The sequence below is a fragment of the Streptomyces sp. Root1304 genome (assembly GCF_001426405.1).
In the GTDB taxonomy this organism is placed as follows: Bacteria; Actinomycetota; Actinomycetes; order Streptomycetales; family Streptomycetaceae; genus Streptomyces.
On record NZ_LMEP01000001.1, the window covers coordinates 983902 to 1000111 of the forward strand.

Below are 16210 nucleotides of genomic sequence, written 5' to 3' on the forward strand. Positions count from 1 at the left end.
GGGGCGGGTCCGAGGGCCGTGCCTCAGGGCCGGCTCTTGGGCGAGGGGGCATCGGGCGCGGCGGTGTCGGCGTCCGCGTCGGCGTGGGCGGCTTCCGCTTCAGCGGCTGCTTCTGCTGCCGCTTCCGCTTCTGCGGCTGCTTCCGCTGCCGCCGCTGCGGCGACCGCCGCCTCGGCGGCGTTCTCCTTGCGGAAGGAGTCGTAGATCTGGAGCAGCACCTGCTTCTGCCGCTCGTTGATCGAGGGGTCGGCCAGGATGACGGCGCGCGTCTCCAGCTCGTCCCGCTCCTTCTCTTCGAGGATTCCGGCCCGTACGTAGAGCGTCTCGGCGGAGATCCGCAGCGCCTTGGCGACCTGCTGCAGCACCTCGGCGCTGGGCTTCCGCAGCCCGCGCTCGATCTGGCTCAGATACGGATTCGACACCCCGGCGGCGTCGGCGAGCTGCCGCAGCGACAGCTGCGCGGTCCGCCGCTGCTCGCGGAGGTACTCACCGAGATTGCCGAGATTGCCGACGTTGAGCGATGCCATGCCCCGACCATGCCAGCCTTTGCTAACTATTGCAAGCAGCTGCTTGCAAGAGTCGCTCTATCGCCTCGCGGGCCGGTGTCAGTGGTGCCCCGTACGGTTCCGGTCATGATCGACCAGTGGGCAGGGGTACGGGAACGCGTCGCGGCGTTGGGCGCGCTGCCCGCGAGCAGTCAGGTCTTCGGGGGCTTCGGGCACCGGTGGGCCCTGGAAGAGCCGCTCACCGAGGAGGAGCTCGCCACACTTGAGGACCAGATAGGCGTGCGGCTGCCGGAGGAGTACCGGACCTTCCTCCGCCATGTCGCCGCGGGGGGCGCGGGACCGGCCTACGGCCTCTTTCCCGTGCGGCGCGCGCAGGACCGGTGGCGCTGGGAAGGCGACGGCGCCGACCTGGCGGACCTCTCCCTGCTCGCGGAGCCGTTCCCCGCGCGGGGGCCGGACCCCGCGCGTCTCGACGAACTCCGCGCCCGGAGCCCCGAGGAGGAGGACTTCGCGGAGAGCGATGACTTCGACGACGCCCTCGAAGCATGGGACGAGGAGTGGTACGCCCTCGCGTACGCCCCGGAACTCACCGCCGGTGCCGTCGTGGTCTGCCATCTGGGCTGTGCGCAGCGGGAGTGGCTGGTCCTCAGCGGCATCCACCGGGGCACGATCTGGTCCGACGGCCGGGCGGACGAGGGCGACGTGACGCCGCTCCTCGACGGTGACGGGAAGCCGGTGACGTTCGGCCGCTGGTACACCGGCTGGCTGGAGGAGGCCGAGCGGCTCGTCCTGCCGTCCACGACGGAAGCCTGAGCCCCGCCGCCGGACCTCCGGCGAGCGGTACGGGTACGCGACCGGGCGATAGGGTCGCGCGCATGTGGGTGGGACTGGGACTGGACGCGGTCGACTGGGCCGGGCTGGAGCACAACTACGGGTCCGCCGAGGACATACCCGACCTGCTCAGGCGGTGCGGCGGGCGGGACGTGAGTGACGGGCGTGGCGCGGGTGGCGCGGGCGTCGCCAGTGACGGGCCGGGCGCGCGTGACGCGGGTGACGCGGGTGACGCGGGCCTCGTCGACGGCGGCGGGCCGGGCGATCCGCATACGCCCGACCGTACGACCGCCCCCGACGATGCCGACGACGCCGACGACGCCGCGTCCGATCTGCTCAACCTGCTCTTCCACCAGGGCGGCTGGATCTGTTCCGCCGCCTCCGCCGCGCTGCCCTTCCTCATGCGCCTGGCCACCGCCCCGCGGGTGCCGACCCGCTGCGCGATGCTGGAGCTGGTCGCGATGCTGGCGGCGGAGGCCCGTCGCGTCGAGGACCGGTTCCTCGACCCCGGCTGGGTACCCGCGTGGGAACGCGCCCTCCCCGAGGTGCTCGGCCTCCTCGACGACCCCGAGCCCCGCATCCGGCGGGCCGCCGCCGACGTGCTCGGCGTCTGCGCCGACCCCGGCGCCTCGGTTCTCCCCGGACTCCTGCGGTGCTGGAAGACCGAGGACGATCCGGGGACCCGCCTCGAACTGGCCCTCTCCCTGGGCCTGGCCGCCCGCCGCGCGCCCGTCGGCGAACACGGCACCGAGGTCCACGCGCTGCTCCACGGCCTGCTCGACTCCCCGGAACCCCAGCTCCGTCTGGCGGCGGTGCACGCGCTCGCCCCGAACGAGCCGGGCCTGCCCGCCCGCGAGCTCGGTCTCGTCCTCGAAGCGCTCCGCGACCCCACCGTCGAGATGTGGAGGCACACCAGCTCGGTGTGCACCGGCGTCCTGGGCATCCACCAGTGGACCGCAGGGCTGATGACCGGCCCCGATCCCGCGTTCACGCTCGGACTGCTGGCCGACCACCACGACCCCGAACAGCGCGTCGGCGCCCTGGCCCAGGCGGGCTCGCTGCTGTCCCGGTGGCACTCACCGACCGCCGCCGTGCTGCCCCGTCTCGCCGCGCGACTGGACGATCCCTCCGTCGAAGCCCGCTTCCGGGCGACCGAACTGCTCGCCTGCCTCGGCCCGGCCGCCGCCGCCCACGCCGACGAGGTCGCCGCTCTCCTCTCCGACACCGCCGCCCGCGCCACGCGCGTACGGCAGACCGTCGGCGGGGCCGCCCTGTGGGCCCTGGCCCGGATGAACGACCCCCGCTGCGTCCCCGGCGCGATCGAGTTGATCAACGGCGCGCGCCCCGGCTTCGCGTCGGCGTCCGCCCACTACCCCGCCGACCGCCTCCACATCGCCGTCCTCCCCGCGCTCGACGAGCTGCTGGGCCGGCTCCCCGACCACGCCGAGCTGCTGCTCCCTTCGATCTGCGAGCGGCTCGACGCCGCCACCGACGAGCGGGTACTCAGCCGGCTCTGCACGGCACTCGCGGAGTGGGGGCCCGCGGCGAGGCCGGCGATCCCACGGCTGCTCGCCCTGCTGGAGGCGGAGGACGACCGGGTCTGGACACCGGCGGCGAAGGCGCTGGCGGAGATCGGGCCCCCGGACGGCTCGATCCCGGACCGCTCGACCCCGAACGGCTCGGCACCGGACGGCTCGCCCCTGGACCGCTCGACCCCGAACGGTTCGACCCCGGACCACTCGACCCCGAACGGCTCGGCGCCCGACGGCTCGACCCCGGCCCCCTCCGCGGAGACCGCCCCCGCAGCCGCCCGCGCACGCGACCTGCTCCTCTCCCGGGCCCTCACCACCGGACCGCACGCGGAACTCGCGGCCTGGGCGTACTGGAGGCTCGGCGGCGAACCCGGGCCCGCCCTGGACGTACTCGGCCGCGGCATCGACGCGGACCGCTTCTGCCATCCCGCCCTGCGCAGGCTCGCCGACCTCGGCCCCCACGCCGCCCCCCTCGCGGACCGGCTCAGGACCATGACCGCCGCCACCGAGCCCTGGACGCGCACCGAGGCCGCGTACGCCCTGTGGGCCGCGACCGGTGACACGGACACCACCGTCCCCGCCCTCATGGCCTCCGTCCAGGACCTCGCCACCGGCACCCACCTCCCCGTCATGCTCCCGGCCGTACGCCACCTCGCCCGCATCGGCCGCGCCGCCCGGCCCGCCGCCGACCTGTTGCGCGGGGTACCCGCCCGTGACCAGCGGTTCCGCAGCGGCGGCGGCTGGCGCGGCTTCACCGACGACGAGAACATCCGCGCCGCCGTCGGGGAGCTGCTCACCGCCTGCGACTGACGTACGTACGCCGGGGCGTGCGCGGAGGGGCCCCGTGCCCCCCGCGCCGCCCCTCCCCCGCACGGCACCCATCGGTCAGGATCGAAGAAGCGGGATCCGTCGTCGCGCCGTAGCTTCGATCGCATGGACATCAAGCTCTCGCAGTGCTTCATCGCCGTCGACGACCACGACAAGGCCCTCGGCTTCTACCGCGACGCCCTCGGTCTCGAAATCCGCAACGACGTCGGTTTCGAGGGGATGCGCTGGGTGACCCTCGGGTCGCCCGCACAGCCCGACGTCGCGATCGTCCTCGAACCGCCGCTCGCCGACCCCGGCGCCTCCCCCGCCGACCGCCAGGCCGTGGCCGAGCTGCTCGCCAAGGGCATGCTGCGCGGGGTGATCTTCTCCACCGAGGACGTCGACGCCACCTTCGAGCAGGTCCGCGCGGCCGGCGGCGAGGTCCTCCAGGAACCGGTCGACCAGCCGTACGGCGTCCGCGACTGCGCCTTCCGCGACCCCGCCGGCAACATGATCCGGTTCGCCCGGCCCCGTACCGCCTCGTAACCCACCTGCCCGGCGGCCCTCCCTCGTGCCAGCATGTGATCCGGTCCAACAGGGAGGGTCCGCATGACAGTTGTACGCATCCGGCCGGGCGTTCCGTACGCCGGCCGCTCCACCCGGTCCGTTCGCTTCACCCGCTCCGCCCGGGAGCGGTCGTGGTGAGCCCCGCGCCCCGGCGCCGCGCGGACGTCCTCGACGAGCCCGGGAACGAGAACCCCCAGGCGCACGCGACCGAGCCCGGCGGTCCCGCCCTGCCCGGCCCGCGCTTCTCCGGACCCGCGACCGGGGACGAACGTCAGATGCTCGCCATGTTCCTGGCGGACCAGCGGAAGACCCTGGTCCTGAAGTGCGCGGGCCTCGAAGGGGCGCGGGCGGGGGAGCTGATCGCCCGGCGGGCCGCCGAGCCGTCGACGCTCTCGCTGCTCGGCCTCGTCCGGCACCTCACCGACATGGAACGCCACTGGTTCGGGCAGGTGCTCGCCGGGCGGGAGGACGCCGGCCCGCTCTACTCCTCCGCCGCCGACCCCGACGGCGACTTCGACGGCGCCACATCCGACCCGTCGGCCGTCACCGAGGCCTGGAAGGCCTGGCGGGAGGCGGTGGACTTCGCCGAGCGCTACGCCGCCGAGGCACCCGACCTCGACGTGTCGGGCCACGATTCCTGGCGCGGCCACGTCTCGCTCCGCTGGGTCCTCATCCACATGGTCGAGGAGTACGCGCGCCACAACGGCCACGCCGACATCCTCCGCGAGCGGATCGACGGCGCACGGGGGCTCTGACCGGGAGGCGGACGGGGTGAGGGGCCCTCACCCCACCCCGTGCACGCCGCGAACCCCGTCCGCCCCCTCCACCCCACGCGCCCACCCCGCCAGCGTCTCGAAGTCCGCCGCCCCGAGCCCCCGTCCGGGGTCCACCCGATGGAGCAACGCCCGCCCGCGATGGTGGCGGGCGACCCACGCCCGGTCCGCCGCGCCGATCTCGTCGTCGACCCACGCGAACGCCCGCCCGGCCGCCCACGCCACGAGCGCGGGCGTCTTCCAGTGCAGGCCGGCCCGCCCGGGGACGGCGTCCTCGTCCGGCCAGGGGACGAGCGGCAGCGCGGGCAGCCCGAGGCGCGGCGCCACCCAGGCGTTCGCCTCGCCCTCCCAGGTCGTCGCCCACACCAGCTCGTACGGCAGCGCCGCCAGCCGGGGCCCCTGCGCGGGATCGAGCCGCGCGAGGAGAGGGCTGACGGAAGCCGGCGGCACGGGCGGGTACGTCGGGTACGCGCCACCCCTCGCCCCGAAGGGGATCAGCGGTCCGTCCACTTTACCGACCGCGGGAGCCCGTATCCCGACTCTGACCTGCGACGATTCATAGACTACATGTCCGTGACGGCGAGTTGGGACCGTTGCTGTAGCTCGTCCGGGTGGTCTCATGGAACGGCCCGTCCGCCGTCCGGCGGACGGGCCGTGGGATGGCCAGAGCATGAGCGTGTCTGGGGCAGCATCCCGCGCCGCAGGGACTCCTTGACCTCAAGCAGGCTTGAGCTTTTACCGTGCTCGTATCCGTTCAGTCGGCCAGAAGGAGCGCGTGATCGTGACCATGAAGGAGTACTCCCAGGAGGAGCTTGCCTCCCAGCCCATTGGCTACTGGAGTGGCGAGGCATGCCGCAGAGTCGTTGGACGCATCCGCGCGGAACTGGCTGTGGAAGATCTCACCCAGCCGCATTGGTGGACGCTCAACCATGTCGCAGGCACCCCCGGCGCGTGGAGCCGCGCGAAGCTCGCTGAACGGCTGGTCACGTTCGATGACCTCGGGATCGATTTCGACGGTGTCTTCGACGATCTGGTCACCCGCGGGTGGATGAAGGAAGACGCTGGGACGCTCACCCTGACCGAGGCCGGGTAGGCCGGGCGGCTCCGTGCAAGGGATCGCAACGCACGCGCTCACGAACAGATGCATGAAGGTATCGAAACGGCCGAGTACGTGGCGGCGCTCAACGTTCTGCGCCGCATGATCAGCAATCTGGGCGGCAACAGCGACCTTCCCTAAGATCGCTGTTGCCTGAAGGAATCGCAGCTTCCGGTGTCCCGGCCTCAGCGTGACAGGCTCAAGTCGCTGATCCAGTATCGGCGAGGCGGGCTTCGAGGTCGGCGAGGCGCCGGTCCTGGAACCGGAGGTTGGAGCGGGCGGCCTTGAGCCGCTCGTCGAGGGTGCGGTTGTCGGCAGTGAGCTGGCGGACTCGCTGCTTGAGGGTGGTGTTCTCGGTGGTGATCCGCTGGATAGCTTCCTCAGTCCATTCGGCCTGCAAGTCCCTTACTTCGCCGATGAGTTCACCGATGCGGGTCCGCTGGGTGAGGATCTCGGCCTGAGCGGCCTTGAGGGCGTCCTCCGCGTTGAGTGCGCGTTCGCGCCAGGTCGCCTCACGTTCGTCGTCCTGCTCAGTGAGCGTCCGGGACAGGCGTTCGCCGGCCTCGACCATGGCCGAGGCGATGGCGGTCCTGGCCTCGGGGTTGTCGTAGAGGAAGGTGCGGGAGACGTCTGCGCGGCGGGCGACGGCGGCGACACTGATCTGGGCTTTTTCGCGCCGCAGGCGGGCAATGGCCTCGTGGACACGTTGGAGGGCGGTCTCGGTCTTGCGACGGCGGGCTGCCAGGGCGGCTGCCGTGCGGGGTTCTGGGACGGTGGTGGTCTTCATGCGATGTCCTGTTCGAGATCGTCGCCGTCCGTTGCGCACGTGTCGCTGTACTCGTCCTGCTCTTCACTGCCGGCGTCAGCGAGGTCGGCGGCGCGGAAGGCCGTGGACCACACGCGGTGGAAGTAGTCCTGCGGCTTGCGCAGGTCCAGGGCAAGAGCGTCGTCGAGGAGGCCGAGGCCGGCCAGGGCCTTCTCCAGGCCGTCGATGGCGCGGGCGGTGGGTTCGAAGTACCGGTGCAGATAGTCGGCGGTCGCGTCGTCCGGGGCGCCCTCGGCCAGCAGCCGCCACTGCTCGCGCTTGCGCCGCCAGTAGAGGAGGTCCGCGCCGGAGAGGACGAACTTGTCGCAGTTGTGGCAGTCCAGGTTCCAAGGACAGGCGCCGCCTGCGACGACGGGCTGGAAGGTGCAGAAGCCGCCCTCGGCCGGGGTGCTGCGGCGGGAAAGGTCGACCGCGATGGCCAGGGCCTGCTCCTTGGTGAGCGCCCCGGCCGAGTCGCCCGCGAGGAGCTCACCTGGGACGGCGGTGCCAGGACCGGCGACCCAGACGTGCTGAAGCACGTTCTCCAGATCGGTGTTGGAGAGGTGGACGTAGTGCTCGGCCATCCGGTCCGAGACGTGTCCGAGATAGCGGCGGATGTGGGTGAGGGTGGCGCCCTGGCGGAGAAGACCGGTGGCGAGGGTGTGGCGCGCTTGGTGCGGGACGCAGTGGCCGATGTCCATGGCTTCGACCCAGGGCCGGAAACGGCTGTAGAACCACGGCCTGCTCAGTGCGATCGTCCCGTCGGCGTTGCGATAGCCGCTGGGAAACAGTGCGAGCCCGTCGCGTTCTCTACCCGTGGGGGTGTAGCCGTGCTCGTCGGCGAACCGGCACAGGGTCTTGCGTTGCCGGTCGACGATGCGCTCGAAGAGCGACTCGGGGATGCGGATGGCCGCGTCGTAGTTGCCGACTTTGGTCTGGTCATGCCAGAGCATCGCGAGCCCGTTGAGTCGGCCGATGCAGTTCCAGCGGAGTTCGGTGACTTCCCCCAACCGCCGTCCGGTGACCACGATGATCTCCCAGATGTCCCGGGCACCTTCGTCATGCGGATCGTGGACGCGCGTGAGTTCGGCGAGATTGTGCTCGTCGGCCAACGCGCGTGCCACCTCGTCGGCGAAGGGGCGCCGTCGCTTCTGATAGGCGGTGGCACCGGCACTCGGCAGCGCGGTGACGAATTCCCTGGCCAGGCCGACAGCGTCCGTCACGCCGTCGTCCATCGCCTTGCGGAGGATCCTGCGGGTGTGGTTGAAGACCACCGAACGCGTGCCGGTCGTGACGATGCTCGGCTTCCCATCGGCCCGGACCGCGGCCAGAGACGGGAGCGCATGGCGCTCGCGATGCCGCTGGTCTGCGACGAAACGGTCGGCGTGTTCCTTCTTCAGGACTGTGGGGTCACAGCCCCCGCCGGGGGCGTCGACCTCGATGAACGCGCTCAACTCGGTCATCGCTCGACGCATCTGGTCAAGGGTGTGGGCGCTGTTGGGGCAGCGCGGTGAGCGCAAGAGTTCGGCGAAGTAGTCCCACGTGATGTCCCGCAGCCATCGTTGGGAGATCGTGGCGAAGCTGATGTGCCCGAGCCGCTGCTCGTAACTGATCCCGAAATGCCGGGTCTCGAGGAATCCGGCCTCTTTGGTCTCCTCGGGGGTGAAATAGATCAGACGCAGTTCGTGGAGGATCTCCTTCGCGATCCCGGTGGCGGACTTGCTCAGGCGAGTGAGGTCCAGATCGACGACCGAGTTCGCATCCTGTTCGCGGCAGGCGTTCACCACCATCCGGAGCGGGATGACGTCCCAGCGGGCCGGACGCGGCCGCTGGGTGTGGCTGAACAGCCCCCACTGGATCTCTGCTCGTGCCAAGGGCCGCAGCCCGCGCAGGTTCAGCTGAGCGGGAAAGGCGACCGCGGCCTCCGCGACGCACCATGTCTGGAACTGGGCGTGGTCGACATGACCGACTGTGGCTCGGCCGTCCCGCCGTCCTTCCGAGACGGACGCACCGCCAGGGAAACCCGCCCTCCGGTAGGCGTTGGTGTGACGGCGGCACAGTCCCAGTGGGGATTCCGCCAGTAGGGGGCAGACCAGCACCATGCAGGTTCCGAATCCCGGAGCAGGGCTTTGCTCGGCAGCCCACCCATCGAAGTCGAGCGAGGTGTCCTGGTCGGCTCGTGTCCGCCCCCATTCCTGGAGGTGGTGCTCACAGAGGCGATACCGGCCCGCCCGCGCGGGCCGCTCGGGGCAGATCAGACAGGACAGATTCCCGTCGTGTTCGACTGCCTGGTCCAGCGGTTCAGCGGCGCTGAGAAACGCCGAACGGCTGACACCTTCTTTCGCGACGGCGAGCCACCTCTGACGGTGAGCATGGCAGAAGTCTCCGGGACCAAGGGCGCGTTGACAGCCGACGACCCGGCAGAACCATCGGTAGGTCTGGTGCCCTGGCGGGATCTGCACGATGTCGCTGCGGAACAGGGGATCGAAGGAGGGTGCGTTCAGCAGCGCGGCAATGATCTCCAGGCGATCCCGGTCGATCCGAGTGTCGTCCTGGTGCGTGGCCAGCAAGGGCAGCAGGAAGGCGTCCCGGCGCTTCATCGGCCCTCACCCCAGACCGTACGCAGAGCGGCGTCGAAAACCGGGTCATGAATGTCGACGTGGCCGTATACCTCGTCGACCATCGCGGCCGAGGTCCAGCCGCCCGCGTCCCGGGCGATCAGGGTATTGCCGTTCGCGGCATCGAGAACCGCCGAGGTGAACGTGTGCCGGAAGGCGTGGGGTTTCACCGCTCCCAGACCAGCGCGTTCCCCGGCCCGGCCGAGCATCCGGCGGGCGCCGACCGGTGCCCACGGCCGGCCGGCATCGGCACCGTGCAGCTGGACCAGGAGCATGCCGTGCCGAGCGCCGCGCGGGTACTCGGTGGTGATGTACTCGAAGTAGGAGTGCACCATCGCCGGGCTGACTCGTTTGATCAGCCCGCCGGTCACCGTCCCGCGCTCGACCCGCCACGGGTGCTTGGTCTTGGCCTCGGCGCGGTTCGGGTTGCCGGGCCGGTGACAGACGTGCAGGTGCGGGGTGCGGCACTCGCCGCAGGCAGCGTTCTCCCGCAGGTGCAGGTCGACCAGGTGCAGCCCGCAGAGCTCGCCGATCCGCAGCCCCCCGTCGGCGAGCCAGTCGACGACCAGCCGGTCCCGGGCGGCGTTCACCGTCTCCAGCAGCCTCTCCCTCGCCCCTTCCGGCAGCATCTTCGGGTGTCGACGGTGCGGCCCCCTCGGCGCCAGCGGGTTCGTCGGCATTGGAGACTTCACATGACCGAGGAACGATCGGCGCCGGTCCACCCGAGACGGCAGCCGGGACTTGTCGAGCTTCTTGCCGAGCTCGCCGTTGATGCCGAGGGAGGCCTGGCGCAGGTAGAAGCCCTTCAAGCAAGCCGCTGCGGTCGACAGCGCGGAGCGCCCGTAGGGCCGCTTGCCGACTCGCCACGGCTCTCCGAGCGGCATGCGGACCTCGGCTCCGACGATCCCCATGTACCTCTCAAGATCGCGTAGTTGGACCGTGTCGAAGGCCAGGCACTCGCGCTCCAGCCACCGCAGGTGGTCCACCAGGTAGTACGCGTAGGTCTTCTGCGTGCCCGAGCCCTCGTGCTCACGCAGGAACCGGTCCGCCTCCACGTGGAGCGTGCCCTCGGGCCAGACGATCGTCCATGACCTGCGCCCGTCCTTCCGCTCGATCCGCTGGACCCTCAGGTCCCCCACCACGACGTGCCGTGCCACTTGCCCTCCGCACCGACTCCGGAACATGACCGACATCCCGGCCCCGGTCGGTAAACGAGCCCATGACGTCGAGGTCACAGGCTCAGACGGACATCACGGGCAGCACTGCCCGCGGTCGGTAAAGTCCACGTCCAGGAACAGCAGGGGCAGAGGCAGCGGTCCCCCGCTCCTCGCACCGCGCGCCCGCTCCCCCTCGCTCCTCGCACCGCGCGCCCTCTCCCCCTCGTACCCCGCACCCGCCCCGTACCCCTGCGCGCTCTCCATGCCCCCATCCTGCGCGCCCCCCGCCCCCACTCATCCGCTTCCCGATAATCCGCGACGGACCGATCGCCCCCGTTCCTGGCAGACTGGACGGCATGACAGCCATGGCGCCCACCCGCACCGAGCCCGACCTCTCCTACCTCCTCGACCACACCAGTCACGTCCTGCGGACCCGGATGACGGCCGCGCTCGGGGCGATCGGGCTCACCCCCCGGATGCACTGCGTCCTGGTCCACGCCCTGGAGGAGGAGCGCACCCAGGCGCAGCTCGCGGAGATCGGTGACATGGACAAGACCACCATGGTGGTCACCGTCGACGCCCTGGAGAAGGCCGGGCTCGCCGAGCGCCGGCCGTCGAGCACCGACCGGCGGGCCCGGACCATCGCCGTGACCGAAGCTGGGGCGAAGGCCGCCCGCGAGAGCCAGAAGATCGTCGACGGCGTCCACGAGGGAGCCCTCGCCTCCCTCCCCGACGACGAGCGCGCCGCCCTCCTCCGCGCCCTGAACCTGCTGGTCACCGGCCATCTGGAGACCCCCGTCGAGAGCCCGACCCCCGCCCGCCGGGCCCGCCAGCGCGGATAGCCCAGGCAGGCCGGCGGGCGGGGAGACCCAGGTAGGCGCCCTCAAACTCGTTCCGTAAAAAATAGTCTGCAACAAAACCATCTGCTAACGTCGCTCCTGTTCCCGCCACCGAACAGGAGCGATCCCCATGCCCGCGCCCTCCCGTCAGCTCGCCCTCGGCGTCCTCGCCACCGGCATGCTCATGACCGTCCTCGACGGCAGCATCGTCACGGTCGCCATGCCCGCCATCCAGAGCGACCTCGGCTTCACCCCGGTCGGCCTCAGCTGGGTCGTCAACGCCTACCTGATCGCCTTCGGCTCCCTCCTCCTGCTCGCCGGCCGCCTCGGTGACCTCATCGGCCGCAAGCGGATGTTCCTGGCCGGCACCGGGATCTTCACCGCCGCCTCCCTCCTCGCCGGGTTCGCCACCTCCCCCGGCCTCCTCGTCGCCGCCCGCTTCCTCCAGGGCGTCGGCAGCGCGATGTCCTCGGCGGTCGGCCTCGGCATCCTCGTCACCCTCTTCACCGCGCCCCGCGAACGCGCCCGCGCCATCGCCGTGTTCAGCTTCACCGGCGCCGCCGGCGCCTCCCTCGGCCAGGTCCTCGGCGGTGTCCTCACCGACGCCCTCGACTGGAACTGGATCTTCTTCATCAACCTGCCCATCGGCCTCGCCACCCTCCTCGTGGCCCTCCGCGCCCTCCCCGCCGACCGGGGCCTCGGACTCACGGCCGGTGCCGACGCCCTCGGCGCCCTGCTCGTCACCACCGGCCTCATGACCGGGATCTACGCGGTCGTCAAGATCGAGGAGTACGGGGCCGGTTCGGCGCACACCCTCGGCCTCGGCGCCCTCGCGCTCGCCCTCCTGGCCGGCTTCCTCCTCCGCCAGGCCAAGGCCGCGCACCCGCTCATGCCGCTGCGGATCCTCCGCTCCCGCGCCGTCTCCGGCGCCAACGCCGTCCAGATGCTGATGGTCGCCGCGCTCTTCTCCTTCCAGATCCTCGTCGCCCTCTACCTGCAGAAGGTCCTCGGCTACGGAGCCGCCGCGACCGGCCTCGCGATGCTGCCCGCCGCCGCCGTCATCGGCGCCGTCTCGCTCGGCGCCTCCGCCCGCCTCATCGCCCGCTTCGGCGAGCGGAACGTCCTGCTCACCGGCCTGCTGATGCTCGTCGGCGTCCTCGGCCTGCTGGTCCGCGTCCCCGTCCACGCCTCGTACGTGACGGACCTCCTGCCCGTGATGCTGCTCGCCGCCGGCTTCGGCCTGGCGCTCCCCGCGCTCACCTCGCTCGCCATGTCCGGCGCCGAGGAGGCCGACGCCGGCCTCGCCTCCGGGCTCTTCAACACCACCCAGCAGATCGGCATGGCGCTCGGCATCGCCGTCCTCTCCACCCTGGCCGCCTCCCGCACCGCGTCCCTCTCCGCCGCCGGCCGGCCCGCCGGCGAGGCCCTGACCGGCGGCTACCACCTCGCCTTCGCCGTCGGCACCGCGCTCCTGCTCGCCGCCCTGGCCCTCGCCCTCACCGTCCTGCGCCGCCGCCCCGAACAGGCGTCCGCGGCCCTGACAATGGCGGCATGAGAGCCGATCGACTCGTCGCCGCCCTGCTCTTCCTCCAGACCCGGCAGCGCGTCACCGCCGCCGAACTCGCCGCCGAACTGGACGTGTCCGAGCGCACCGCACGCCGGGATCTCGAAGCTCTCGCGAGCTCCGGGATCCCGGTGTACTCACAGGCGGGCCAGGGCGGCGGCTGGTCCCTCGTCGGCGGAGCCCGTACCGACCTGACCGGTCTGACCGCCCCCGAGATCCGGCAGCTCTTCCTGCTCACCGGCCCGGACGCCGACACGAGCCCGCAGACCCGGACCGCCCTGCGGAAGCTCGTACGGGCCCTCCCCGCACCCCTCAGGGAGGGCGCCGAGGCGGCAGCCCGCGCGGGGATCTCCGACGGCACCGACTGGTCGGGGGCGGGGACGGAGGAGCCCCGGCTCGCCCCGCTCCAGCGGGCGGTGGTCGAGGCGAGGGAGGTCGTGATCGGGTACGCCAGGCCCGGCCGCGAGCCGAGCGAGCGGACCGTCCACCCGCTGGGGATCGCCGTGAAGGCGGGGGTCCGCTACCTCGTCGCGGACACCGAGCACGGGCTGCGGACCTTCAGGGTCGGCCGCGTCACCTCCGTGACGGAGACCGGCGCCCCCGCCGTACGGCCCGAGGGCTTCGACCTCGCCACCGCGTGGCGGGCGCTCGCCGCCCGGATGGAGGACCGGCTGGTCGCCGCGACGGTACGGGGCCGGGCCGCGCCCGGCACGGAACAGGTGCTGGAAGGCCTGCTCAACGGCCGTGTGCGGTACGGGGAACGCGCCCCGGACGGCTGGACCGCCATCGAGGCCGACGGCCCCTCGCCGGAGGTGATCGCCGCCCGCCTGGCGGGCCTGGGAGCCCGAGTGGAACTCCTGTCCCCACCGGAGGCGCGCACGGCCCTGGCGCGCATCGGCGCGGAACTCACGGCGCTGTACGGGCGGGAGGGCACGGAGGAGGGACGGGACGCGACCGCCCCTCCACCCCCGCCTACCCCCTCAGCCACCCCGGCACCCCCTTCCCCGCCTACCCCCTCAGCCACCCCGGCACCCCCTTCCCCGYCTACCCCCTCAGCCACCCCGGCAGTTCCTCCTCGTGCACCAGCGTCAGCCGGGACACCGCGCGGGTGAGCGCCACGTACAGCCGGTTCGCGCCCCGGGCCTCCGCCGCCACGATCGCGGCCGGTTCCACCACCACGACGTGGTCGAACTCCAGCCCCTTGACCGCACTCGCGGGCAACACGGTCACCCGCTCCCCGGCCCTCCCCGAGGCCTCCCCCGACAGATCCGACAGACCCGTCACCGCCGACTCCGCCACCCCGACCAGTTCCTCCGTCGTGATCACCCCCACCGAGCCCTCCGCCGTCAGCGCGGCCCGCACCGCCTCGGCGGTCGCCGTGCGAAGGTCCGTCGTCCGGTGGACCGTCACCTCGCCGTCCTTCCGCACCGACCGGCCCGCCGGCACGTCCGCGCCCAGGTGCGGAAGGAGCCGGTTGGCGAGGTCCACGATCGCCGCCGGGACCCGGTAGCCGAGGGTCAGCGGCACCACGGGCGCCCCCGGCTTGCCGAGGTGCGCCAGCTGTTCCGGCCAGTCGCGGGCCGCCCACGGGGTGGTGCCCTGGGCCAGGTCGCCGAGGACGGTGAGCGAGCCGAACCCGGTGCGGCGGGCAATCGCCCGGCACTCCATGGGCGAGAGGTCCTGGGCCTCGTCGACGACGACATGGCCGTAGCTCTCGGGCCGCTCGATCAGCCCGGCCAGCTCGTCGAGAAGGACGAGGTCGGCGGCGGTCCAGCGCGCCGAACGGTACGAGCGCGGCGGCCGCTCCCAGCGGATCGCCGCCCGCTCGGCCGCCGTCAGGGCCGGGTCGGCGGGGTCGGTGAGCAGGCCCGCGAGGACCTCCTCCGGGGTGGTCCTCGGCCAGCACGCGTCGAGGAACGCGGTGACCGTCCGGGCCCGTTCGATCCGCCGCGCCCAGGCCGCGCCCATGGGACCCCAGCGGCGTTCGGCACGCAGCTGGAGGGCCCGTACGATCCGGGCGCGGACCCGCTCGCGGCCCGTCGCGTAGGGCGGCGCCTCCTCCCGTACCGCCGCGACGATCTCCGCGAGCCCCGCTGCGGGCAGCCGCCAGTGGGACGAGCCGTCGGGGACCGCGAGGTCGTCCGCCGGGGCCGGGTCGACCCGGCCGTACAGCGCGCGGTGCAGCACCTCCGCCATCCGGGCGTCGTGCTTGACCGACGCCGCCGCCCCGCCGTCCTCGGCGCGTACCGGATGGCGGGCGATCTCGTCGGCGAGGGTGGCCTGCCGGATCCCGGTCTCGCCGAGCGAGGGCAGCACCTCGGAGATGTACGAGAGGAACGCCCGGTGCGGACCGAGGACGAGGAGGCCGGAACGGCGGATCCGCTGCGGATGCGTGTAGAGCAGGTACGCGGCCCGGTGCAGCCCCACGGCGGTCTTGCCGGTGCCGGGCGCACCCTGCACGCACAGGGACGCGGCCGGGTCGGAGCGTACGAGGTCGTCCTGCTCGGGCTGGATGGTGGCGGCGATGTCCCGCATGGGGCCCACCCGGGGCCGCTCGATCTCCCCGGCGAGCAGGGCACTGGCCGTCACCGCGCCGCCGGCCGTGAGCTGTTCGTCCTCCAGGGCGGTCAGGTCCTCGGACGCGCCGTCGCTGTACGGGGCCCAGCCGAAGCGGCGGCGCCGGAGGACGCCCTGCGGATCGTGGGCGCCGGCCTGGTAGTAGGCGCGGGAGACGGGGGCGCGCCAGTCGACGACGAGAGGCGGGGCGGCGTGGTCCTCGGCGATGCGGCGGCGGCCGATGTGGTGGATCTGGCCGTCCTCGCGGTCGAGGCGCGCGAAGAACAGCGGCCCGGGCGGCTGCTCCCGCATCTCCTTCGCGCGGCTGCGGAGGTGCCGGCCGAGGGCCTCGGCGTCGGCGCCGGAGGCGGCGGTGTCCTCGCCGGTGACGACCTGCCCGGCGACGTCCTCGGTCATGCGGATCAGGGCGGCACGGCAGGCGTCGTGGTGGGAGCGTTCGCGGGCGAGCTCAAGGTCCAGTGACGTCATTCCGACAAGCCTAACGGAAAACGTTACTGGGTTACATTTTTTACTTGTCTACGGATTCGAGTCCGGGCGG

The 16210-nt window shown here is 72.4% G+C and carries 14 protein-coding genes; 8 read left to right on the forward strand and 6 right to left on the reverse strand.

Annotation, left to right across the window (positions count from 1 at the left end):
* Window positions 1–23: 23 nt before the first annotated feature.
* On the reverse strand, window positions 24–527 hold the full coding sequence (locus ASD33_RS04570) for a helix-turn-helix transcriptional regulator (RefSeq protein ID WP_056553473.1): 504 nt from the start codon (window positions 525–527) through the stop codon (window positions 24–26).
* 105 nt (window positions 528–632) lie between these two features.
* Between ASD33_RS04570 and ASD33_RS04575 the strand changes: the two genes are divergently transcribed.
* The 4 genes from ASD33_RS04575 to ASD33_RS04590 all read left to right on the forward strand — a co-directional run bounded on the left by ASD33_RS04575 (window position 633) and on the right by ASD33_RS04590 (window position 4998).
* The gene (locus tag ASD33_RS04575) at window positions 633–1319 is read left to right on the forward strand and encodes an SMI1/KNR4 family protein (RefSeq protein ID WP_056553474.1); all 687 of its coding nucleotides are present in this window, start codon (window positions 633–635) and stop codon (window positions 1317–1319) included.
* Between the two features lie 62 nt (window positions 1320–1381).
* Window positions 1382–3679 carry a HEAT repeat domain-containing protein gene (locus ASD33_RS04580; RefSeq protein WP_056553476.1) on the forward strand — a complete coding sequence of 766 codons (2298 nt, stop codon included), beginning with the start codon at window positions 1382–1384 and terminating at the stop codon, window positions 3677–3679.
* Window positions 3680–3802: 123 nt separating this feature from the next.
* Window positions 3803–4222 (forward strand): VOC family protein, encoded by a 420-nt coding sequence (locus ASD33_RS04585; protein WP_056553478.1) that lies wholly within the window; start codon window positions 3803–3805, stop codon window positions 4220–4222.
* Between the two features lie 296 nt (window positions 4223–4518).
* Window positions 4519–4998: a DinB family protein gene (locus tag ASD33_RS04590; RefSeq protein ID WP_079044560.1), complete on the forward strand. Its 480-nt coding sequence runs from the start codon at window positions 4519–4521 to the stop codon at window positions 4996–4998.
* 27 nt (window positions 4999–5025) lie between these two features.
* Here ASD33_RS04590 and ASD33_RS04595 read toward each other — a convergent pair whose 3' ends face one another.
* Window positions 5026–5514 carry a hypothetical protein gene (locus ASD33_RS04595; RefSeq protein ID WP_242426852.1) on the reverse strand — a complete coding sequence of 163 codons (489 nt, stop codon included), beginning with the start codon at window positions 5512–5514 and terminating at the stop codon, window positions 5026–5028.
* A gap of 283 nt (window positions 5515–5797) precedes the next feature.
* Here ASD33_RS04595 and ASD33_RS04600 point away from each other — a divergent pair, with 283 nt between their 5' ends.
* On the forward strand, window positions 5798–6109 hold the full coding sequence (locus tag ASD33_RS04600) for a hypothetical protein (RefSeq protein ID WP_242426830.1): 312 nt from the start codon (window positions 5798–5800) through the stop codon (window positions 6107–6109).
* A 202-nt stretch (window positions 6110–6311) separates the two neighbouring features.
* On the opposite strand, the gene ASD33_RS04605 is transcribed toward ASD33_RS04600, so the two are convergent.
* Genes ASD33_RS04605 through ASD33_RS04615 form a run of 3 tightly spaced genes read right to left on the reverse strand, consistent with a single transcriptional unit; the run spans window position 6312 to window position 10692 of the window.
* Window positions 6312–6899 carry a DUF6262 family protein gene (locus ASD33_RS04605; RefSeq protein WP_056553481.1) on the reverse strand — a complete coding sequence of 196 codons (588 nt, stop codon included), beginning with the start codon at window positions 6897–6899 and terminating at the stop codon, window positions 6312–6314.
* Window positions 6896–9517, reverse strand: coding sequence for a site-specific integrase (locus ASD33_RS34830; protein ID WP_056553484.1), 2622 nt, complete (start codon window positions 9515–9517; stop codon window positions 6896–6898). The genes ASD33_RS04605 and ASD33_RS34830 overlap by 4 nt, the downstream gene beginning before the upstream one ends.
* Complete coding sequence (locus ASD33_RS04615; RefSeq protein ID WP_056553488.1) at window positions 9514–10692, reverse strand: tyrosine-type recombinase/integrase; 1179 nt, start codon at window positions 10690–10692, stop codon at window positions 9514–9516. The genes ASD33_RS34830 and ASD33_RS04615 overlap by 4 nt, the downstream gene beginning before the upstream one ends.
* A 356-nt stretch (window positions 10693–11048) precedes the next feature.
* Here ASD33_RS04615 and ASD33_RS04625 point away from each other — a divergent pair, with 356 nt between their 5' ends.
* The 3 genes from ASD33_RS04625 to ASD33_RS04635 all read left to right on the forward strand — a co-directional run bounded on the left by ASD33_RS04625 (window position 11049) and on the right by ASD33_RS04635 (window position 14207).
* Window positions 11049–11534 (forward strand): MarR family winged helix-turn-helix transcriptional regulator, encoded by a 486-nt coding sequence (locus ASD33_RS04625; RefSeq protein WP_056553494.1) that lies wholly within the window; start codon window positions 11049–11051, stop codon window positions 11532–11534.
* Between the two features lie 127 nt (window positions 11535–11661).
* Complete coding sequence (locus ASD33_RS04630; protein ID WP_056553497.1) at window positions 11662–13086, forward strand: MFS transporter; 1425 nt, start codon at window positions 11662–11664, stop codon at window positions 13084–13086.
* Entirely contained in the window at window positions 13083–14207 is a 1125-nt protein-coding gene (locus ASD33_RS04635; RefSeq protein ID WP_063991897.1) for a WYL domain-containing protein, read from the forward strand. Before ASD33_RS04630 ends, ASD33_RS04635 begins: the two co-directional genes overlap by 4 nt.
* Here ASD33_RS04635 and ASD33_RS04640 read toward each other — a convergent pair.
* On the reverse strand, window positions 14140–16140 hold the full coding sequence (locus tag ASD33_RS04640; RefSeq protein ID WP_056553500.1) for an ATP-binding domain-containing protein: 2001 nt from the start codon (window positions 16138–16140) through the stop codon (window positions 14140–14142). The genes ASD33_RS04635 and ASD33_RS04640 overlap by 68 nt on opposite strands.
* Window positions 16141–16210: the final 70 nt, after the last annotated feature.